At 68.0% G+C, this 19,172-nt stretch carries 31 protein-coding genes; 1 reads left to right on the top strand and 30 read right to left on the bottom strand.

The genetic code is table 11. From position 1 onward, the window contains the following. Nucleotides 1–13: 13 nt before the first annotated feature. Both C8E87_RS12150 and C8E87_RS12155 read right to left on the bottom strand, forming a co-directional pair. Entirely contained in the window at nucleotides 14–1,660 is a 1,647-nt protein-coding gene (locus tag C8E87_RS12150) for an ABC-F family ATP-binding cassette domain-containing protein (RefSeq protein WP_133873204.1), read from the bottom strand. 32 nt (nucleotides 1,661–1,692) lie between these two features. Then, the gene (locus tag C8E87_RS12155) at nucleotides 1,693–2,307 is read right to left on the bottom strand and encodes a class I SAM-dependent methyltransferase (protein ID WP_133873205.1); all 615 of its coding nucleotides are present in this window, start codon (nucleotides 2,305–2,307) and stop codon (nucleotides 1,693–1,695) included. Between the two features lie 96 nt (nucleotides 2,308–2,403). Here C8E87_RS12155 and C8E87_RS12160 point away from each other — a divergent pair, with 96 nt between their 5' ends. Next, a complete protein-coding gene (locus C8E87_RS12160; protein ID WP_133873206.1) occupies nucleotides 2,404–3,252 on the top strand; it encodes a hypothetical protein in 849 nt (282 codons plus the stop codon). On the opposite strand, the gene truA is transcribed toward C8E87_RS12160, so the two are convergent. From truA to rplV, 28 genes are all read right to left on the bottom strand, one after another. After that, the gene (gene truA, locus C8E87_RS12165) at nucleotides 3,249–4,061 is read right to left on the bottom strand and encodes a tRNA pseudouridine(38-40) synthase TruA (protein ID WP_133873207.1); all 813 of its coding nucleotides are present in this window, start codon (nucleotides 4,059–4,061) and stop codon (nucleotides 3,249–3,251) included. The two genes, C8E87_RS12160 and truA, sit on opposite strands and share 4 nt — an antisense overlap. A gap of 135 nt (nucleotides 4,062–4,196) precedes the next feature. Then, nucleotides 4,197–4,778: a 50S ribosomal protein L17 gene (rplQ, locus tag C8E87_RS12170; RefSeq protein WP_133873208.1), complete on the bottom strand. Its 582-nt coding sequence runs from the start codon at nucleotides 4,776–4,778 to the stop codon at nucleotides 4,197–4,199. Between the two features lie 33 nt (nucleotides 4,779–4,811). Beyond that, nucleotides 4,812–5,834, bottom strand: coding sequence for a DNA-directed RNA polymerase subunit alpha (locus tag C8E87_RS12175; RefSeq protein ID WP_127499772.1), 1,023 nt, complete (start codon nucleotides 5,832–5,834; stop codon nucleotides 4,812–4,814). 89 nt (nucleotides 5,835–5,923) lie between these two features. Then, complete coding sequence (gene rpsD, locus C8E87_RS12180) at nucleotides 5,924–6,550, bottom strand: 30S ribosomal protein S4 (RefSeq protein WP_133873209.1); 627 nt, start codon at nucleotides 6,548–6,550, stop codon at nucleotides 5,924–5,926. A 17-nt stretch (nucleotides 6,551–6,567) separates the two neighbouring features. Next, nucleotides 6,568–6,975 carry a 30S ribosomal protein S11 gene (gene rpsK, locus C8E87_RS12185; RefSeq protein ID WP_014440747.1) on the bottom strand — a complete coding sequence of 136 codons (408 nt, stop codon included), beginning with the start codon at nucleotides 6,973–6,975 and terminating at the stop codon, nucleotides 6,568–6,570. A gap of 17 nt (nucleotides 6,976–6,992) precedes the next feature. Further along, on the bottom strand, nucleotides 6,993–7,373 hold the full coding sequence (gene rpsM / locus C8E87_RS12190; protein WP_133873210.1) for a 30S ribosomal protein S13: 381 nt from the start codon (nucleotides 7,371–7,373) through the stop codon (nucleotides 6,993–6,995). A gap of 153 nt (nucleotides 7,374–7,526) precedes the next feature. After that, nucleotides 7,527–7,643, bottom strand: coding sequence for a 50S ribosomal protein L36 (gene rpmJ, locus C8E87_RS12195; RefSeq protein ID WP_015619018.1), 117 nt, complete (start codon nucleotides 7,641–7,643; stop codon nucleotides 7,527–7,529). A 55-nt stretch (nucleotides 7,644–7,698) separates the two neighbouring features. Beyond that, complete coding sequence (gene infA, locus C8E87_RS12200; protein WP_007073013.1) at nucleotides 7,699–7,920, bottom strand: translation initiation factor IF-1; 222 nt, start codon at nucleotides 7,918–7,920, stop codon at nucleotides 7,699–7,701. Between the two features lie 241 nt (nucleotides 7,921–8,161). After that, nucleotides 8,162–8,803 (bottom strand): DUF1707 SHOCT-like domain-containing protein, encoded by a 642-nt coding sequence (locus C8E87_RS12205; protein WP_239079938.1) that lies wholly within the window; start codon nucleotides 8,801–8,803, stop codon nucleotides 8,162–8,164. 30 nt (nucleotides 8,804–8,833) lie between these two features. After that, nucleotides 8,834–9,250, bottom strand: coding sequence for a DUF1707 SHOCT-like domain-containing protein (locus tag C8E87_RS12210; protein WP_239079937.1), 417 nt, complete (start codon nucleotides 9,248–9,250; stop codon nucleotides 8,834–8,836). Between the two features lie 37 nt (nucleotides 9,251–9,287). After that, nucleotides 9,288–10,121, bottom strand: a complete 834-nt coding sequence (map, locus tag C8E87_RS12215; protein ID WP_133873211.1) for a type I methionyl aminopeptidase — start codon at nucleotides 10,119–10,121, stop codon at nucleotides 9,288–9,290. Between the two features lies 1 nt (nucleotide 10,122). Then, nucleotides 10,123–10,776: an adenylate kinase gene (locus C8E87_RS12220; protein ID WP_030436520.1), complete on the bottom strand. Its 654-nt coding sequence runs from the start codon at nucleotides 10,774–10,776 to the stop codon at nucleotides 10,123–10,125. A gap of 65 nt (nucleotides 10,777–10,841) precedes the next feature. Beyond that, on the bottom strand, nucleotides 10,842–12,188 hold the full coding sequence (gene secY / locus C8E87_RS12225) for a preprotein translocase subunit SecY (RefSeq protein WP_133873212.1): 1,347 nt from the start codon (nucleotides 12,186–12,188) through the stop codon (nucleotides 10,842–10,844). 404 nt (nucleotides 12,189–12,592) lie between these two features. Next, entirely contained in the window at nucleotides 12,593–13,042 is a 450-nt protein-coding gene (gene rplO / locus C8E87_RS12230; RefSeq protein ID WP_133873213.1) for a 50S ribosomal protein L15, read from the bottom strand. Next, nucleotides 13,042–13,224 carry a 50S ribosomal protein L30 gene (rpmD, locus tag C8E87_RS12235; protein WP_014687772.1) on the bottom strand — a complete coding sequence of 61 codons (183 nt, stop codon included), beginning with the start codon at nucleotides 13,222–13,224 and terminating at the stop codon, nucleotides 13,042–13,044. The genes rplO and rpmD overlap by 1 nt, the downstream gene beginning before the upstream one ends. Beyond that, complete coding sequence (gene rpsE / locus C8E87_RS12240) at nucleotides 13,224–13,847, bottom strand: 30S ribosomal protein S5 (protein WP_133873214.1); 624 nt, start codon at nucleotides 13,845–13,847, stop codon at nucleotides 13,224–13,226. Before rpsE ends, rpmD begins: the two co-directional genes overlap by 1 nt. Before the next feature lie 13 nt (nucleotides 13,848–13,860). Beyond that, on the bottom strand, nucleotides 13,861–14,256 hold the full coding sequence (gene rplR, locus C8E87_RS12245) for a 50S ribosomal protein L18 (RefSeq protein WP_133873215.1): 396 nt from the start codon (nucleotides 14,254–14,256) through the stop codon (nucleotides 13,861–13,863). Nucleotides 14,257–14,320: 64 nt separating this feature from the next. Then, nucleotides 14,321–14,860, bottom strand: a complete 540-nt coding sequence (rplF, locus tag C8E87_RS12250; RefSeq protein ID WP_133873216.1) for a 50S ribosomal protein L6 — start codon at nucleotides 14,858–14,860, stop codon at nucleotides 14,321–14,323. A gap of 17 nt (nucleotides 14,861–14,877) precedes the next feature. Continuing rightward, entirely contained in the window at nucleotides 14,878–15,285 is a 408-nt protein-coding gene (rpsH, locus tag C8E87_RS12255; RefSeq protein ID WP_133873217.1) for a 30S ribosomal protein S8, read from the bottom strand. A gap of 71 nt (nucleotides 15,286–15,356) precedes the next feature. Continuing rightward, nucleotides 15,357–15,542 (bottom strand): type Z 30S ribosomal protein S14, encoded by a 186-nt coding sequence (locus tag C8E87_RS12260; protein WP_014440734.1) that lies wholly within the window; start codon nucleotides 15,540–15,542, stop codon nucleotides 15,357–15,359. Nucleotides 15,543–15,544: 2 nt separating this feature from the next. Next, nucleotides 15,545–16,114: a 50S ribosomal protein L5 gene (gene rplE, locus C8E87_RS12265; RefSeq protein WP_133873218.1), complete on the bottom strand. Its 570-nt coding sequence runs from the start codon at nucleotides 16,112–16,114 to the stop codon at nucleotides 15,545–15,547. Beyond that, a complete protein-coding gene (rplX, locus tag C8E87_RS12270; protein WP_133873219.1) occupies nucleotides 16,114–16,434 on the bottom strand; it encodes a 50S ribosomal protein L24 in 321 nt (106 codons plus the stop codon). Before rplX ends, rplE begins: the two co-directional genes overlap by 1 nt. Beyond that, nucleotides 16,431–16,799 (bottom strand): 50S ribosomal protein L14, encoded by a 369-nt coding sequence (gene rplN, locus C8E87_RS12275; protein ID WP_015619002.1) that lies wholly within the window; start codon nucleotides 16,797–16,799, stop codon nucleotides 16,431–16,433. Before rplN ends, rplX begins: the two co-directional genes overlap by 4 nt. 93 nt (nucleotides 16,800–16,892) lie before the next feature. Then, nucleotides 16,893–17,168 carry a 30S ribosomal protein S17 gene (gene rpsQ / locus C8E87_RS12280; RefSeq protein WP_133873220.1) on the bottom strand — a complete coding sequence of 92 codons (276 nt, stop codon included), beginning with the start codon at nucleotides 17,166–17,168 and terminating at the stop codon, nucleotides 16,893–16,895. Next, nucleotides 17,165–17,398, bottom strand: coding sequence for a 50S ribosomal protein L29 (gene rpmC, locus C8E87_RS12285; protein ID WP_133873221.1), 234 nt, complete (start codon nucleotides 17,396–17,398; stop codon nucleotides 17,165–17,167). The genes rpsQ and rpmC overlap by 4 nt, the downstream gene beginning before the upstream one ends. Then, the gene (gene rplP, locus C8E87_RS12290) at nucleotides 17,398–17,823 is read right to left on the bottom strand and encodes a 50S ribosomal protein L16 (RefSeq protein WP_097322770.1); all 426 of its coding nucleotides are present in this window, start codon (nucleotides 17,821–17,823) and stop codon (nucleotides 17,398–17,400) included. The genes rpmC and rplP overlap by 1 nt, the downstream gene beginning before the upstream one ends. Nucleotides 17,824–17,826: 3 nt before the next feature. Beyond that, nucleotides 17,827–18,684 (bottom strand): 30S ribosomal protein S3, encoded by an 858-nt coding sequence (gene rpsC, locus C8E87_RS12295; protein WP_133873222.1) that lies wholly within the window; start codon nucleotides 18,682–18,684, stop codon nucleotides 17,827–17,829. Beyond that, nucleotides 18,684–19,148: a 50S ribosomal protein L22 gene (gene rplV, locus C8E87_RS12300; RefSeq protein ID WP_133873223.1), complete on the bottom strand. Its 465-nt coding sequence runs from the start codon at nucleotides 19,146–19,148 to the stop codon at nucleotides 18,684–18,686. The genes rpsC and rplV overlap by 1 nt, the downstream gene beginning before the upstream one ends. Between the last annotated feature and the right edge of the window lie 24 nt (nucleotides 19,149–19,172).

The raw sequence follows: 19,172 nt of genomic DNA on the forward strand, positions 1-19,172 counted from the left end.
GAGGACGAAAAAACTAGCGCACGTCCCAAACCGGCTCCGGCGTCTCCACCACCTCGCCGTCGCCCTGGAACAGCACGAAGCGATCGAACGACCGGGTGAACCACCGGTCATGCGTGACCGCGATCACCGTACCCTCGAACTTGTTGAGGCCCTCTTCGAGAGCTTCGGCCGAGGCCAGGTCGAGGTTGTCGGTCGGCTCGTCGAGCAGCAGCACCGTCGCCCCCGACAGCTCCAGCAGCAGCACCAGGAACCGAGCCTGCTGCCCGCCGGAGAGCGTGCCGAACCGCTGGTCGCCCTGCGCCGACAACTCGTACCGGTTGAGCGCCTTCATCGCCCCCGCCCGGTCCATTCCGGAGCGGTGGTCGTCGCCGCGCCACAGGATCTCGACCAGGGTGCGGTCGACCAGCTCGGGCCGGTCGTGCGTCTGCGAGAAATGCCCAGGCCGCACCCGCGCGCCCAGCCGGGCCACGCCGTTGTGCGCCACGTGCGCCAGCGGGGCGCCGTCAACCGGTTTGTTCTCCGGCGCCGGGTCGCTGCCACCGGCCGCGAGCAGCCGCAGGAAGTGTGACTTCCCGGTGCCGTTGGCGCCCAGCACGGCGACCCGATCGCCGTACCAGATCTCCAGGTCGAACGGGAATGTCAGGTCTTCCATCTCGAGCTGTTCGCAGATCACCGCGCGTTTGGCCGTACGCCCGCCGCGCAGGTTCATCCGCAGCGACTGCTCCTTGGGCGGCAGCGGTGGCGGACCGGCTTCCTCGAACTTGCGCAGCCGGGTCTGTGCGGCCTGGTAGCGCGAGGCCATGCCGTCGTTGAAGGTCGCCTTCTGCTTGAGCGACAGCACCAGATCCTTGAGTTTCTGGTGCTCCTCGTCCCAGCGCCGGCGGTTCTCCTCCATCCGGTCGTGACGGTGCACGCGGGCCTCGTGCCACGACGCGAACCCGCCCGGATGCGTCCAGGCCGTGCCGCCCTCGACAGCGACCACCCGGTCGGCCGTCTGGGCCAGCAGCTCACGGTCGTGGGAGACGTACAGCACGGATTTCGGCGACTCGCGCAGCCGGGCCTCCAGCCAGCGCTTGCCGGGCACGTCGAGGAAGTTGTCCGGCTCGTCGAGCAGCAGCACCTCGTCGTCGCCGCGCAGCAGCAGGTCGAGCGCGAACCTTTTCTGCTGGCCGCCCGAGAGGGTCCGGACCGGACGGTGGCGCACCTCGTCCCACGGCTTGCCCAGGATGGCCACGGCCACCGTGTCGAACAGCACCTCGGCGTCGTAGCCACCGGCCTCGCCCCAGTGGGCCAGAGCATTGGCGTACGCCAGCTGGCTGCGCTCGGTGTCGTCGAGCCCGGCGGCTGCCTTGGCGAGGCGCTCACCGGCCGCCCCGAGTTCGGGTTTCACCAGCGAAAGAGCCAGGTCCTCCAGCGTACGGTCGTCGCCGATCATGCCGATGAACTGGCGCATCACGCCCAGGCCGCCGGATCGTGCGATCGACCCCTCGGGCAGCGCGAGGTCACCGGCGACCATGCGCAGCAGCGTCGTCTTGCCCGCGCCGTTCGGCCCGACCAGCGCGACCTTGGCCCCCTCGCCGACCCGGAACGCGACGTCGGCGAACAGCCGGCGCCCGTCGGGCAGCACGAAACCGGCGCCGGCGACATCCACGTAACCCATGCCGGTCATCATCCCGGCCCGGACCGGGATCGTCAGTCGGTTTTCCGGGCCACCCGTAGCACCCGGAAGCCCTTCTGGCTGGCCGTACGCTCCACGTCCCAGCCGTTCTCGACCAGCCAGGTGTGCAGCGAATCACCGCCGAGATGCCGGTTGATCACCAGCCAGGCCACGCCGCCGGGCGCGAGCCGCGGCAGCCACCGTTGCATGAGCGCCCGCAGCTCGCTCTTGCCGACGTGGGTGGGCGGGTTGCTCCAGATCTGGTCGAACGTCACCTCCTCCGGGACCTCGCCGGGCTCGGCCACCCGCACCCGGCCGGCCAGCCCCAGCGTCTCGGCGTTCAGGGCGGTCAGCTCCCTGGCCCGCGCGTTCACGTCCACCGCGTAGACCGTCGCCCCGGGCGCCTCGCTCGCGAGCACGCAGGCGATCGGCCCGTAGCCGCAGCCGAGGTCGAGGAACGTGCCTCCGGCATCGGCCACGGGCAGGTCGCCCTTGCGCAGCAGCACGGCGGTGCCCGGGTCGAGCCGGCCCGCGCTGAAGATGCCGGACGCGACGGCCAGCCGGTAGCCGCGTCCGGCGACGCTGAACTCGATCTCGCCGCGGCGGTCCGGCGTGGTCGGCTCGGCGCTGAAGTAATGATCGGCGCTCACCGGACCAGTCTGCCGCCGGTCAACGCGCGAGCGCGCACGGGGGTGCCGCACAGAATGTGCGTTCATTGATCACGGTGCGCTCCTAGCCTGGTCGGCATGCGGTACGGCACCCCTTCCCGAGCAGCCCACCGCGCGACCGCCGACGGCGGCCTGATGCTCCTGGTTCGCGGCATCGGATCGGGCGGACAGCATCGGCCGCCGCCGGCGTCACCCCTCCCGCGCATCCCTCAGCAACGCGGCCGGCGGCGAGCCCCCGTCACCCGGCCCTCCGTCGAGCCGCAGCGCGCCGTGCAGTGGCTCACCCAGGGCCTGGCCGGGGTCATCCTGCTCGGCCTGGTCCTGATGATCGGCTTCATGATGACCGCCTCGGACAGGCGTCAGAGCTCACCGACCACTGTCGCACCGGGTGAGCCGGCCACAGTGCCGCTGGGTGACGTCTTCGGGCAGCAGGACGTGTTGCGACCGGTGGGCGCCACGGGGGCGTACCGGATCGAGATGCGGCACTACGGCACGGACTGCGCCGAGGCGACCAACGGAAGTCTGGGAGCGCTGCTCACCGGCAACGGCTGCAGCGAGGTGGTCCGGGCCGGTCTCCTTTCCCCGTACGAGGGTTATCAGGTCACCGCCGGCGTCTTCACCCTCGCCGACGCGGAGGCCGCCGCAACGGTCGACGGCCTGGTCCGAGGGCAGGTAGTGAGCGGCAACGGGGGGTTCCGCACCCTGCCCGAGGCGACCGGCGGCGACCCGGCTTCCGCCTCGGTGGGCTGGCACGTACGCGGTAACTACCTGCTCTACTGCGTGATCACCCGACCGGACGGGGCGTTGGTGCCCGACGACGACCCGTACGCGGAAAGAATCACCGCCGAGATCGTGGACGACCACCTCGGCGCGGCGGTCCTGGGCGGCAGGACGGCTCCGCCACAGCCGCCCGGCGCGCTCCCCTAAGCCCTCAGCCTGCGGGTCGCCTCGGCCCGGCTGGCATAGGCCGCCTCGTCCGGGTACCCGACCGCGATCAGCGTGAGCCCGTGCGCGGGCGCCACGGTGACCTCGCTCGACCGTTCCGTACGCGTGAGCAACGTCGACGGCCAGCCCGGGTCCCGCCGCCCGTCCCCCACGGCCAGCAGCGCCCCCACCAGGCTGCGCACCATCGACTGGCAGAACGCGTCCGCCTCGACCGTGGCCACGACCACGCCGTCCGGGTCACGTCGCCAGTCGAACCGCGTGATCGCCCGGACCGTGGTCGCGTGCTCCTTGCGCTTGCAGTACGCGGCGTAGTCGTGCTCGCCGGTCAGCCCGGCCGCGGCCACGGTGAGCCGGTCCACATCGAGCGGCCGCACCCACCCGATCGTGTCGTGCCGCCGCAGTGGTTCCGGCCCCCACAGCGTGTCTGCCACCCGGTATTCGTAGCGCCGGAAGGTGGCCGAGAACCGCGCGTCAAAGGTTTCCGGCACCGGCGTGATCGCCTTGACCCGCGCGTCCGCCGGCATCAGCGCCGCGAGCCGCCGCAGCAGCGACGACTCGAGTTCCGCATAGGTGTCGGCGGGGAGGTCGATGTGGCATACCTGCCCCGAGGCGTGCACCCCGGCGTCCGTACGTCCGGCGACCGTCAGGCCGAGCGGTGTGTCCACACCGGCCAGCCGTCCCAGCGCCTCCAGCAGTACGCCCGCCACGGTGCGGCGACCCGGTTGCACGGCCCACCCCGAGAAATCCGCGCCGTCGTACGAGACGTCCAGTCGCAAGCGGATGGATCTCATGAGCGCAATCGCCCCTCCTCGGCCCGAACCACCCACGGCGCCGGGGAACACTCCGACGTACTCGTGAGCACCAGAACTCGTACATGAAAGGAGCCCGGCACCCCACTGAGGGTGCCGGGCTCGATTCAGGGAAAGCTACGCCTTGGCGTCGGTGTCTTCGCCCTCGGCCTGGTCGCCGGGACCCTCGGCGCCCTTGTCACCGGAGGCGTTCACCGGCGGCTCGGCGTCCTGGTCGTCGGCAGCGTCGGCCTTGGAAGAGGCGGGCGCCTCGTCCTCGCGGGCCAGCGCCTCGACCTTGTCCTGCTGAGCGGCGGCCTTGCGGGCCGTCTTCTTGGCCGGGGCGGTGGTCGCCGCGACCTGCAGCTCCTCGACCAGCTCGATGACGGCCATGGGAGCGGCGTCACCCTTGCGCGGGCCGGTCTTGGTGATCCGGGTGTAGCCACCCGGCCGGTTGCCGTAACGCGGAGCGATCTGCTCGAACAGGGCGTACACGACGTCCTTGTCCTTCACCGTGGCCAGCACCCGGCGACGGTTGTGCAGGTCGCCGCGCTTGGCCTTGGTGATGAGCTGCTCAGCCAGGGGGCGCAGCCGGCGCGCCTTGGCCTCGGTGGTCTTGATCTTCCCGTGCCGGAAAAGCTCGGTGGCCAGGTTGGCCAGGATGAGCTTCTCGTGCGCCGGGCTGCCGCCGAGGCGGGCTCCCTTGGTGGGCGTGGGCATTTCCAATGCTCCTTGTAAAAGGCGGCCGGGCTCTTAGAGCTGCTCGGTCTCGCGGTAGTCGTCGGTGTCGTAGTCCACGTCGCCGAACGAGTCCACGACGTGCGCGGGGTCGAAGGACGGCGCGCTGTCCTTGAGGCCCAGGCCCATACCGGCGAGCTTCATCTTGACCTCGTCGATGCTCTTCTGACCGAAATTCCTTATATCCAGAAGGTCGGCCTCCGTCCGCCCGATGAGTTCACCAACGCTGTTGATGCCCTCACGCTTGAGACAGTTGTACGACCGGACGGTCAGGTCGAGCTCCTCGATCGGCAGAGCCAGGTCGGCCGCGAGCTGCGCGTCCTGCGGCGACGGGCCGATGTCGATGCCCTCGGCGGTCTCGTCCAGCTCCCGGCACAGGCCGAACAGCTCAACCAGGGTCGAACCGGCCGAGGCCAGAGCGGTACGGGGTGAGATGGACGCCTTGGACTCGACGTCGATGATGAGGCGGTCGAAGTCGGTGCGCTGCTCGACACGGGTCGCCTCGACGCGGTAGGTCACCTTCATGACCGGCGAGTAGATCGAGTCGACCGGGATGCGGCCGATCTCGGCGCCGGCGCTCTTGTTCTGCGCCGCCGTGACGTAGCCACGGCCCCGCTCGACGGTGAGCTCCATGTCGAGCCGGCCCTTGCTGTTGAGCGTGGCCAGCTTGAGGTCGGGGTTGTGCACGGAGACACCGGCCGGGGGCTGGATGTCGCCTGCGGTGACGTCGCCGGGGCCCTGCTTGCGCAGGTACATGCTGACCGGCTCGTCGTGCTCGGAGCTGACGGTGAGCTCCTTGACGTTCATGACGAGCTCGACCACGTCCTCCTTGACACCGGGGATCGTGGTGAACTCGTGCAGGACACCGTCAATCTTGATGCTGGTGACCGCCGCGCCGGGGATGGACGACAGCAGGGTACGCCGCAGCGAGTTGCCGAGGGTGTACCCGAAACCCGGCTCCAGGGGCTCGATGGTGAACCGGGAGCGGGTCTCGCTGATCGACTCCTCGGAGAGGGAGGGCCGCTGGCTGATGAGCACGCTGTTCTTCTTTCTGTCAGGCCACCCACTATTTGATGGCCGTCCGGATGGTGCAGCCGGGGCGCCGGCGAGGCGCCCCGGCGAGAGCGCTACTTGGAGTAGAGCTCGACGATCAGCTGCTCCTGGACCTGGGTGTCGATGACAGCCCGGGCCGGGAGCGAGTGAACGAGAACCTTCATCTCGCTCGGGATGGGCTCCAGCCACGCCGGCACGGGCCGCTGACCGGCCTGGGCCTGGGCGACGACGAAGGGGGTCATCTCCTTCGACTTCTCCCGCGTGGTGATGATGTCGTGCTCCTTGACGCGGTACGACGGGATGTCGACCTTCACGCCGTTGACCAGGAAGTGGCCGTGCTTGACCAGCTGCCGGGCCATGTCCCGGGACTGCGCGAGGCCGGCCCGGTAGATGACGTTGTCGAGACGCGACTCGAGGATCTGCAGCAGCACCTCACCGGTCTTGCCGGGCTTGGTGACAGCCTCCTCGTAGTAACCGCGGAACTGCTTCTCGAGCACGCCGTAGACGCGGCGGGCCTTCTGCTTCTCGCGGTGCTGGAGCAGGTACTCGGTCTCCTTGGTCCGGCCACGGCCGTGCTGGCCGGGCGGGAAGGGACGCGACTCGAACGGGCACTTGGGCCCGTCGCACTTGCTGCCCTTGAGGAACAGCTTCATCTTCTCGCGGCGGCAGCGCTTGCAGTCCGCACCTGTGTAACGAGCCATTGCTTCCTGTCTCTCCCTTAGACCCGGCGGCGCTTCGGCGGACGGCATCCGTTGTGCGGCTGCGGCGTGACGTCACTGATCTGCCCGACCTCGAGGCCGGCGGCCTGCAGCGAGCGGATCGCGGTCTCGCGGCCGGAGCCGGGACCCTTGACGAAGACGTCGACCTTGCGCATGCCGTGCTCCATCGCCCGGCGAGCGGCGGCCTCGGCGGCCAGCTGCGCGGCGAACGGGGTCGACTTGCGGGAGCCCTTGAAGCCCACCTGGCCGGAAGAAGCCCAGGAGATGACCGCACCGGTCGGGTCGGTGATCGACACGATGGTGTTGTTGAAGGTGCTCTTGATGTGCGCCTGCCCGTGGGCGACGTTCTTGCGTTCCTTGCGCCGGACCTTCTTGACTGCGGCCCCTGCGCGTGCCTTCGGTGGCATAAGTCAGTGCGCTCCTATTACTTCCGACCCGGCTTCTTCTTACCAGCGACCGTGCGCTTCGGGCCCTTGCGCGTACGCGCGTTGGTCCGGGTGCGCTGACCCCGCACGGGGAGACCCCGGCGGTGGCGGATGCCGGCGTAGCAGCCGATCTCGACCTTGCGGCGGATGTCCGCGGCGACCTCGCGGCGAAGGTCACCCTCAACCTTGAAATTGCCCTCGATGTAGTCGCGGAGCTGAACCAGCTCCTCGTCCGTGAGGTCCTTGGCGCGCTTGTTCAGGTCAATCGCGGTAGCGGTCAGTGCCTCGACGGCACGGGTGCGACCGATCCCGTAGATGTAGGTGAGCGCGATCTCCATCCGCTTCTCGCGGGGAAGATCGACGCCGACGAGTCGTGCCATAAGTGGGCTAACTCCTGTCGATTCCTTCGGAGGTCTGTGCCCCTCCCACCCCGTCTGCCCGGACGGGCCCCGGCCTCCGCGCCGGGGGTGTGGCCACTGACGTGGCTGGGACGAGCTTGTTCAGGTGCCGGATCTGGCAGCTTTACCGGGGACTCAGCCCTGGCGCTGCTTGTGGCGCGCGTCGGTCTTGCAGATGACCATGACGCGCCCGTGCCGCCGGATGACCCGGCAGTTGTTGCAGATCCGCTTGACGCTCGGCTTGACCTTCACGGTTTGCCTTAACTCTCAGTCGGACGGGAACTTAGTTGCCCCCGGCTCCCGCAACTCACTTGTAGCGGTAGACGATGCGCCCACGGGTGAGGTCGTACGGCGAGAGCTCGACGACGACTCTGTCCTCGGGAAGGATGCGGATGTAGTGCTGCCGCATCTTGCCGGAGATGTGTGCAAGAACCTTGTGACCATTGGCGAGCTCAACGCGGAACATGGCGTTCGGCAGGGGCTCGATCACACGGCCCTCGATCTCGATGGCTCCGTCTTTCTTAGGCATGTCCTCCGCTACCTGACATTGGGGTTCGGGGCTGGCTGTGCAACGTCTTACCCGAGTACGTTGACCGGACTCGGACCAGCCGCGGCTCCCACCGCCTTCGAAGCGCTGAAGACATGCGGGAGTGGACGCTGCGCGCCAGCTAGCCAGTGTACGCGCGCCTTACGGGCCACGCCAAACCGAGGTCGCCCTGACCCGGAGTCGGGTGTGTCGCCCCGTCAGAAAACGGACAAACATCTACTTTTCACTCGCCGACGGCCGGTCGGCGGGGCTTCGGCGGCAGCTCGCCCCTCGCGATGGCCTCCGCGATGAACGCCTTGCGCTGCTCCTTGGTCGGTTTCGCGGGCAGCTCCCCGGCCGCGATCGCCCGGCGGTACAGCGTCTTGCGTTCCTGCTTGTGCTCGCGCAGGCGGCGCCGGTGCTCCGACTCGGCCGCGTACTTGCGGGGCTCCCCCTGAGCCAGGCCGGCCGCCGTACGCAGCAGGAGCACCACACCCCAGGGGCCGAGCACCCAGACCGGCCAGTAGAAGACCAGATCGTTGCTCGCCAGCGACGTGACGCCCCAGATCAGCGTGAAGAACACCAGCGCCTTGGGCCACGAACCCCACACGTGGGCGAGCCAGACCCGGGTGGCCTTCTCCGCCTGCTTGTCGTCGACCAGCAGCTCGCCGGGCGGCGGGACCGGCACGACCGGCGCGGCGTTGGGCAGGTCGGTCAGCAGCCCGTCGAGGTCGGCGTACGTCTTGGCCGAGTACGCCTGCTGCACGCGCTCGTCGTACTCGTTGAGGTCGAGACGGCCCTCCTCGAGAGCCAGCCGCAACTGCTCAGCCACGTTGCGACGGTCCTCGTCCGCCGCGCGCATCTGCTCCCGGCCCATACCGTCCATGGTGACAACCCTCGTCCAGTACGGGCCGGGTCAGCGCCGGCGGCTGAAGAAGCCCAGAATCAGCGGGATCAACGTCCAGACGGGCCACGGATAGATCCAGTGTCCCGAGGCGACCATGGTGAAGAGCCAGATCAGCGTGCAGACGACCACGACGCCCGCGTAACCGCCCATCCAATGCCGGGGGTCCGGGGCCTTCGGCGTGCCGACCGGCGTCATCGAGGCAGCCGGGGGCGCGGCGGGCTGGATCTGCGAGTGCTGCACGGGCACCGTGCCGGGCAGGTCGTCGAGCAGGCCGTCGAGTTCGCCGTAGGTCTTGGCCGCGTAGGTTCGCTGCAGCCGCTCGTCGTACTCGTCCAGGTCGAGACGTCCCTCGTCGAGCGCGGCCTTCAACTGGTCCGCGACCTGTTTGCGGTCACCGTCCCCGGCGCGCATGTCTTCCCGCCCCATGCGTCCCAGCATGCCTGAGAGAAATACTCGTGTGTAGTCAGGACTGCCGTGACGTGACCAGATCGCCCAGCCGGGCCCGGCCGCCGTCGACGGCCGTGGTCACCCAGACGCCGTCCTCGAGCAGGCACATCGTGTGCTCGACGTGCGCCGCCATCGAGCCGTCGCGCGTCACGACCGTCCAGCCGTCGGACAGCTCGGCCGTCCGCGGCGAGCCCAACGTGATCATGGGCTCGATCGCCAGGCACAAACCGGGCTGCAGGCGCGGACCCTTGCCGGGCTTGCCGTGGTTGAGCACGTGCGGGTCCTGGTGCATCTCGGTGCCGATGCCGTGCCCGCCGTACCCGTCGACGATGCCGTAGCGGCCCGCCTTGCGAACGGTCTTTTCGACGTTGAACGAGATGTCGGTCAGCCGGCCCCGGCCGTTGGCCGAGCCCCGCGCGGCCGCCGCGATGCCGGCCCACATCGCGTCCTCGGCGACCTGGGACATCTTGAGCAGCGCCGGATCGGTATCGCCGACACCGACGGTGATCGCCGAGTCGCCGTGCCAGCCGTCGAGGATCGCGCCGCAGTCGAGCGAGATCAGGTCGCCCTCGCGCAGCACCTGCTCGGCGCTGGGGATGCCGTGCACGACCTGCTCGTTGACCGAGGCGCAGATGGAGGCCGGGAAGCCGTGGTAGCCCTTGAACGACGGGATCGCCCCCGCGTCGCGGATGACCTTCTCGGCGATCGCGTCGAGGTCGGCCGTCGAGACGCCGGGCGCCACCGCGTCCCGCATCGCGTCGAGCGCGGCGGCGACGACCAGGCCGGCACCGCGCATCTTCTCGATCTGATCGGGTGTCTTCAGCTGGATGTCCAGCTGCTGGCGCCGCATGTCAGCCCCCGTACGACCGCAAGGCGTCTATGGCGCGCACGGTGACGTCCTCGACCGGCCCGGTCGCGTCGATCCCGACCAGCTTGCCCTGAGCGCCGTAGAAGTCGACCAGCGGAGCGGTCTTCTCGGCGTACTCGACCAGCCGGTTGGCGATCGTCTCGGCCTTGTCGTCGTCCCGCTGGAACAGCTCCGACCCACAGCGGTCGCAGATGTTCTCCTTGCTGGTCGGGTCGAACTCGACGTGCCAGATCTTGCCGCAGCCACGGCAGGTCCGGCGGCCCGAAAGCCGCCGGATGACCTCGTCGTCGTCGACCACGAGCTCCATCACCAGGTCGAGCGCCGTGCCCAGGTCGGCCAGCAGCTTGTCGAGCGCCGAGGCCTGCGGCACCGTCCGCGGGAAGCCGTCGAGCAGGAAGCCGTCACCGGCGTCCGGCTCGGCCAGCCTGTCCCGGACCATGTTGATGGTCACCTCGTCCGGAACCAGTTGCCCCGCGTCCATGTACCGCTTGGCCTCGACGCCCAGCGGCGTGCCCTGGGAGACGTTCGCCCGGAAGATGTCGCCGGTCGAGATCTTCGGTACGGCCAGATGGGCGGCGATGAACTCAGCCTGGGTCCCCTTGCCGGCCCCCGGAGGGCCCACCAGCACCAGCCGCACCTACATCGCCTCGCTTAGGTGAGTTGAGATCCTCGACGCAAGAGCCCCCCGGCTCCGCGGCGCCACTACCGGAGGAACCCTTCGTAGTTGCGCTGCATGAGCTGGCTCTCGATCTGCTTCACCGTCTCCAGACCCACACCCACCATGATCAGCACTGCCGTACCGCCGAACGGGAAGTTCTGGTACTGCTGCGCATTCAGCCAGATGAAGAAGAAGTTCGGCAGGACCGAGATCAGACCAAGGTACAACGCGCCCGGCAGCGTGATCCGGCTGAGGATGAAGTCCAGGTAGTCGGCGGTGGGCTTGCCCGGACGGATGCCCGGCACGAATCCACCGTACTTCTTCATGTTGTCCGCGACCTCGGTCGGGTTGAACGTGATCGAGACGTAGAAGTACGTGAAGAAGATGATCAGCAGGAAGTAGACGCCGATGTACAGCGCGCTCGTCGGGTCGGCGAGCCACTTCTGGATCCACAACTGGTAGCCGTTGAGGTTGTTCGGGTCGAAGAACTGCAGGTAAAGCTGCGGCAGGTACAGCAGCGACGATCCGAAGATGACCGGGACGACACCGGCCTGGTTGACCTTCAGCGGGATGTAGGTCGACGTCCCGCCGTACATCCGGCGGCCGATCATGCGCTTGGCGTACTGCACGGGGATGCGCCGCTGCGCCTGCTCGATGAAGACGACCAGGGCGATGATGACCAGGACCAGGGCGATCACCAGCGAGAACTTGCCCCAGTTGGTCGACTCCTTGATCGTCCAGCCCTCACCGGGAAGGCGGGCGGCGATCGAGGTGAAGATCAGGACCGACATGCCGTTGCCGACGCCGCGGTCGGTGATGAGCTCGCCGAGCCACATCACCATGCCGGTGCCGGCGGTCATGGTCAGCACCAGGACCGAGAGCGTGAGCCACATCGGCAGCCCGGTGTTCTCCGGGATGATCTGCAGCGTGGGGTCGTTCTGGTCACAGGCGTTGCCGAAGAGCTGGCCCGTCCGCGCCAGGGCGACGAACGCCGAGGACTGCAGGACGGCGAGGCCCAGCGTGAGGTAGCGGGTGTACTGCGTGATCTTTGCCTGGCCGGACTGGCCCTCCTTGCGAAGCTGCTCGAGGCGGGGAATGACCACGGTCAGCAGCTGCAAAATGATGGAGGCCGTGATGTACGGCATGATGCCCAGCGCGAACACCGACAACTGGAGCAGCGCGCCACCCGAGAACAGGTTCAACAGGTTGAGCACGCCGGCATCGGCGTTCTGAGAGTTCACGATGTCAAGGCACTTCTGCACGTTGGTGTAGGACACACCAGGACTGGGCAAGGTGGCGCCCAGCCGGTACAGCGCGATGATGAAGATCGTGAACAGCAGTTTCTTGCGCAGGTCAGGCGTCCGGAACGCACTGGTAAAGGCGGAGAGCAACTTCTTCCTCCTGCGCGAGGTTACCGCCGCAATCGGCGGATGGGGGAAGGCATCGGTCCGGACGACCGATATCCCTAGCTGGGAACGGACTCTAACAGTCTTGCCGGACCGCGGTGAGTCACGGTAGCGCTCACCGCGGGTGAGCATCTGACCTGCCGATAAAAGAGCAGGTCAGACGCCACAAAGGGGATGCTGCCCGAGCTACGCCGTCGCGGCGCCAGGGCAGGCACCCCCATAAGCCTCATGACCTGGCAGCGACAACAATCGACACACAGGCCACCAGCGGAGCAGTGTATCAGCTCGACCGCGTGGAGCGACGATCGACCCCGAATCTCCGCCGTAAAGGGGCGAAACAGGCAATGGCCCGGCACTCGTCGAGTCCCGGGCCACCCCATTGTCGAAACTTACAGCTCGCTGACCGAACCACCGGCTGCGGCGATCTTCTCCTTGGCCGACTCGCTGAACGCGTGCGCCTTGACAGTCAGCGACACGCCGCCCAGCTCGCCCGAGCCGAGGACCTTGACCGGCTGGTTCTTGCGGACAGCGCCCGCCTCCACCAGCTCGTCCGGTCCGACCTCGCCGCCGTTCGGGAACAGCTCGGCGAGACGGTCCAGGTTCACGACCTGGAAGACGACCTTGTTGCGGGGCTTGTTCTTGAGCCCCTTCATCTTCGGCAGACGCATGTGGAGGGGCATCTGCCCACCCTCGAACGCCGCCGAGGTGTTCTTGCGGGCGCCGGTGCCCTTGGTGCCGCGGCCAGCGGTCTTGCCCTTGGAGCCCTCACCACGACCCACGCGGGTCTTGGGGGTCTTGGCTCCGGGCGCCGGACGCAGGTGGTGGACCTTGATCGCCATTACTCGACCTCCTCAACAGTCACGAGGTGGTTCACGGCGAAGATCATGCCCCGAATCTCGGGACGGTCCTCCTTGACCACCACATCGTTGATCCGCTTCAGGCCGAGCGACCGCAGGGAGTCCCGCTGGTTCTGCTTACGGCCGATCTCGGACCGGATCTGGGTGACCTTCAAACGCGCCATCAGTGCACCGCCGCTTCCGCACGCGCCGCCAGCATGGCCGCCGGCGCCACGTCCTCGACCGGCAGGCCACGACGGGACGCGACCTGCTCGGGCGACTCGAGACCCCGCAGGGCCGCGACGGTCGCGTGCACGATGTTGATCGGGTTCGACGAGCCCAGGCTCTTCGAGAGCACGTCGTGGATGCCCGCGCACTCGAGCACGGCACGCACCGGGCCACCGGCGATGACGCCGGTACCGGCGGAGGCCGGCTTGAGGAGCACGACGCCCGCGGCAGCCTCACCCGTGATCGGGTGCGGGATGGTGGCGCCGATCCGCGGAACCTTGAAGAAGTGCTTCTTGGCCTCCTCGACGCCCTTGGCGATGGCCGCGGGCACCTCCTTGGCCTTTCCGTAGCCGATGCCGACGGTGCCGTCGCCGTCGCCCACGATCACCAGAGCGGTGAAGCTGAAGCGACGACCGCCCTTGACGACCTTGGCGACACGGTTGATCGCGACGACCCGCTCGAGATGCGGGGTCTTGTCGACGGGCGCGTTGCCGCGGCCGCCCTCACGGCGGTTGTCCCGGCGGTTGCCACCCTCGGTGTTACCGCCGGACCCGCCGCCTCGGCGCTGCTGACCAGGCATTGGTCAATTCCTCCTAGAACTCGAGTCCGGCTTCGCGAGCGGCATCGGCAAGCGCGGCGATACGCCCCGCGTACTTGTTGCCACCGCGGTCGAAGACGACCTTGGACACGCCCGCGGCCTTGGCCCGCTCGGCGAGGAGCGAGCCGACCTTGCCGGCCAGGGCGCTCTTGTCACCCTCGGTGCCCCGCAGGGACGAGTCGAGGGTCGAGGCCGAGGCCAGCGTGTGGCCCTTGAGGTCGTCGATGATCTGCGCGGTGATGTGCCGCGTGGAACGGGTGACGACCAGACGGGGGCGCTCGGCGGTACCGCGAAGGTTCCGACGGACCCGGAAGTGCCGACGCGCCTTTCCGACAGCCCGCTTGGCGGCGGCACCCGCGCCGTTGCGACGCTTGAGCAGCGTGGCGGTCACTTCTTACCTGCCTTTCGTGCCTTGTTACGGCCGGCGGATGACCTCGCCCAAATGTCGGCGGCGATCACTTCTTGCCCGCCTTTCCAGCCTTACGGCGGATGACCTCGCCCTGGTACTTCACGCCCTTGCCCTTGTAGGGCTCCGGCGGGCGGATCTTCCGGATGTTGGCGGCGACCTCGCCGACCAGCTGCTTGTCGATGCCCGCGACCGTGAACTGGGTCGGCTTCTCGACGGAGAACGTGATACCGGCCGGCGGCACGACGTTGACCGGGTGCGAGAAGCCCAGGGCGAACTCGAGGTCCTTGCCCTTGGCCGTGACCCGGTAACCGGTGCCGTTGATCTCCAGCGTCTTCTTGTAGCCCTCGGTGACGCCGACGATCATGTTGGCGACCAGGGTACGGGAGAGGCCGTGGAGCTCCTTGGCCTTGCGCTCGTCATTGGGGCGGTTGACGTGCAGCTCGCCACCCTCCTGCTCGACCGTGATCGGCTCGGAGACGGTGTGCGACAGCTCGCCCTTGGGGCCCTTGACCTTGATGGTCTGGCCCGTGATGGTGACATCGACGCCGGCCGGGACCGGGATCGACTTACGTCCGATTCGCGACATGGTTTCTCAGTCTCCAGTTACCAGACGAAGGCGAGGACTTCCCCGCCAACGCTCCGCTTGCGGGCCTGCCGGTCGGTCAGCAGCCCCTGGGACGTCGAAATGATCGCGACGCCCAGGCCGCCGAGCACCCGCGGGAGCTCGTCGGACTTGGCGTACACCCGGAGGCCGGGCTTGGAAACGCGCTTGATGCCGGCGAGGCTGCGCTCGCGGTTCTGGCCGTACTTGAGCTCAACGACCAGACGCTTGCCGACAGCGCCTTCCTCGGGCTCCTCAGCCGTCCAGGAGGCGATGTAACCCTCGGCCTTGAGGACCTCGGCGATGTTCGCCTTGATCTTCGAGAAGGGCATGGTCACCTTGTCGTGGTACGCCTGGTTGGCGTTACGCAGACGCGTCAGCATGTCTGCGATCGGGTCCGTCATCGTCATGGGTGTTCGTCAACCTTTCTCGCCGGGGTTCCCGCAGGCGGGCCTACGGCGAAGCGGTGTTGCTGTAAGGGTTACCAAGAGGCCTTCGACACGCCGGGCAGCTCACCGCGGTGAGCCATGTCCCGCACGCAAACGCGGCACAGGCCGAACTTGCGGTAGACCGAGTGCGGGCGACCGCACTTCTGGCAGCGGGTGTATGCACGCACGGCGAACTTCGGCTTCGCGGCCGCCTTGATGATCAGCGCCTTCTTGGCCATGCTCAGTTCTCCTTGAACGGGAAGCCCAGGAGCTTGAGCAGCGCCCGGCCCTCGTCGTCGGTCTTGGCGGTCGTGACCACCGTGATGTCCATGCCCCGCGGACGATCGATCCGGTCCTGGTCGATCTCGTGGAACACCGACTGCTCGGTCAGACCGAACGTGTAGTTGCCGTGGCCGTCGAGCTTGCGACCGTCCAGACCGCGGAAGTCACGGATACGCGGCAGCGCGATCGAGAGCAGCCGGTCCAGGAACTCCCACATCCGGTCGCCGCGGAGGGTGACCTTCGCGCCGATCGGCATGCCCTCGCGCAGCTTGAACTGCGCGATGGACTTGGTCGCCCGCCGCACCAGCGGCTTCTGACCGGTGATGGTGGTGAGGTCACGGACGGCGCCGTCGATCAGCTTCGCGTCCCGCGCGGCCTCGCCGACACCCATGTTCACGACGACCTTGACCAGGCCGGGGATCTGCATGGGGTTGGCGTAGTTGTACTGCTCCTTCAGGCCCGCGACAACCTCGTTGCGGTACTTGTCCTTGAGACGGGGCAGCGTCTTGGTCTCGGTGGCGGCAGTCATCAGAGTTCCTTACCGGTCGTACGCGCGATACGGATCTTGTTGCCGTTCTCGTCGACCTTGTATCCGATGCGCGTCGGCTTGCCCTGGTCGTCCACGATCTGCACATTGGAGATGTGGATCGGGGCTTCCTGGGTGACGATGCCACCGGTCTTCGAACCACGCTGGGTGGTGCGGATGCGTTCGTGCTTCTTGACGCGGTTGACGCCCTCGACCAGGATCTTGTCCTGCCTCGGGTAGGCCGCGATGACCTTGCCCTTGGCGCCCTTGTCCTTGCCGGCGATGACGACGACCGTGTCGCCCTTCTTGATCTTCACGGTCAGAGCACCTCCGGCGCCAGGCTGATGATCTTCATGAACCGCTTGTCGCGCAGCTCGCGCCCGACCGGGCCGAAGATGCGGGTACCGCGGGGGTCCCCGCCGTCCTTGATGATGACGGCGGCGTTCTCGTCGAACCGGATGTACGAGCCGTCGGGACGACGCTTCTCCTTGGCGGTGCGAACGATGACCGCCTTGACGACGTCACCCTTCTTCACACCGGCGCCCGGGATGGCGTCCTTGACCGTGGCCACGATGACGTCGCCGATGCTCGCGTAACGGCGACCGGAGCCGCCGAGCACGCGGATGCACAGGATCTCCCGCGCACCCGTGTTGTCAGCGACGCGCAGTCGCGACTCCTGCTGAATCACGTCTGTCTCCTATGTCTGCCAGTTCTCCGGTCAGCGACCGAAGCTTGGCGGAACGCTGGTGGGCTGGGCCGGCATGAGCCGGCCCAGCCGCACTCACTTGGCCTTTTCGAGGATCTCCACGACACGCCACCGCTTGGTGGCCGACAGCGGACGGGTCTCCATGAGCAGAACCCGGTCGCCGACGCCGCACGCGTTCTGCTCGTCGTGCACCTTGAGCTTGCGGGTGCGGCGCAGAACCTTGCCGTAGAGGGCGTGCTTCACACGGTCCTCGACCTCGACGACGACGGTCTTGTCCATCTTGTCGCTGACCACGAGACCCTCGCGCACCTTGCGGTTCGCGCGGACCGTGGCCGTGCTCTCGTCACTCATGCTGTCACCTCATCCGGCGCAACCGAGAGCCCCAGCTCGCGCTCACGCATGATCGTGTAGATCTTCGCGATGTCCTTGCGGACCACCTGCAGCCGACGGTGATTGTCGAGCTGGCCGGTCGCGCCCTGCACGCGAAGGTTGAACAGCTCCGCCTTGGCCTCCCGCAGCCGCGAAACCAGCTCCTCGCCGGAGAGTTCGCGCAGCTCGGATGCCTTAACGCCCGCTGCCATCAGCTTTCACCCACTTCGCGTGTCACGATGCGGCACTTCATCGGGAGCTTGTGGATCGCGCGGCGCATCGCCTCGCGCGCAATCGTCTCGTTCGGGAACGACATCTCGAAGAGGATGCGTCCCGGCTTGACGTTCGCCACCCACCACTCGGGAGAACCCTTACCGGAACCCATGCGGGTCTCGGCCGGCTTCTTGGTCAGAGCGTTGTCGGGGAACACCGAGATCCAGACCTTGCCACCACGCTTGATGTGACGGGTCATCGCGATACGGGCCGACTCGATCTGCCGGTTGGTCACGTACGCGGGCTCCAGCGCCTGGATACCGAACTCGCCGAAGACGACCCGGTTGCCGCCCTTGGACGCGCCGTGGCGGTCCGGGTGGTGCGGCTTGCGGAAGCCCTTCGGGGGCTTACGCGGCATCAGCATCTGTCAGCCCTCCTGCTGCGTTTCGGCCTGCGCCGGAGCCGCGGCAACCGCGGCGTCGTTCGTGTTCTCACCGGTCGGGGTGTCCCCGGTCCGGGCCTGGGCGGCCGCACGGCCGGCCTCGGTGCCACCCGCGGTCGTGCCGGACGAGCCGGAACGGCCACGGCGCGGACGCTCGGGACGGTCACCACGGTCACGGCGCGGACGCGCGGGCGCCTCCTGCACGGCCTCGCGGCCGGGCACGGCGTCGCCCTTGTAGATCCAGACCTTCACGCCGATGCGGCCGAACGTCGTACGGGCCTCGAAGAAGCCGTACTCGATGTTGGCGCGCAGCGTGTGCAGCGGAACGCGACCCTCACGGTAGAACTCCGTGCGGCTCATCTCCGCGCCGCCGAGGCGGCCGGAGACCTGCACCCGGATGCCCTTGCAGACCGGGTTCTTCATCGCCGACTGCATGGCCTTGCGCATCGCCCGGCGGAAGCTCACCCGGGAGGACAGCTGCTCGGCGACGCCCTGCGCCACCAGCTGAGCGTCCGACTCCGGGCTCTTCACCTCGAGGATGTTGAGCTGGACCTGCTTGCCGGTGAGCTTCTCGAGCTCGCCGCGGATCCGGTCGGCCTCCGCGCCCTTACGGCCGATGACGATGCCCGGCCGGGCGGTGTGGATGTCGACCCGGACCCGGTCACGGGTCCGCTCGATGTCCACCTTGGAGATGCCGGCACGCTCGAGGCCCTTGGACATCATGCGGCGGATCTTGACGTCCTCGCCGATGTAGTCCTTGTAGAGCTTGTCGGCGAACCACCGGGACTTCCAGTCGGTCGAGATACCGAGGCGGAATCCGGTGGGGTGAACTTTCTGGCCCATTACTCGGACTCCTCCGTCGTCTGGGTCTCGGCGGCCGGCTCAGCCTTCTTGGCCGGCGTCGCCTTCTTCGCCGCGGCAGCCTTCTTGGCCGGCCGGGCGACCTGGACCGCCTCGACGGCGATCGTGATGTGGCTGGTGCGCTTGCGGATCCGATACGCCCGGCCCTGCGCCCGCGGACGGAACCGCTTGAGCGTCGGGCCCTCGTCGACGAACGCCTCGCTGACCAGGAGCGCGTCCGGGTCGAGCCGCTCGTTGTTCTCCGCGTTCGCGATAGCGCTCGCGAGCACCTTGTAGACCTGCTCGCTCGCGGCCTGCGGCGCGAACTGCAGCACGGTCAGAGCCTCCTTCGCGGGCAGACCGCGGACGAGGTTGACCACACGGCGTGCCTTGTTCGGCGAGATGCGGACGTGCTTCGCAACCGCGCGACTACCCGGCAGAGCCGGAGCGTCGTTCTTCGTTGGCATCGCTGTGACCCCTTTCTTGTCCGT

The sequence above is a fragment of the Paractinoplanes brasiliensis genome, assembly GCF_004362215.1.
GTDB lineage: Bacteria > Actinomycetota > Actinomycetes > Mycobacteriales > Micromonosporaceae > Actinoplanes > Actinoplanes brasiliensis.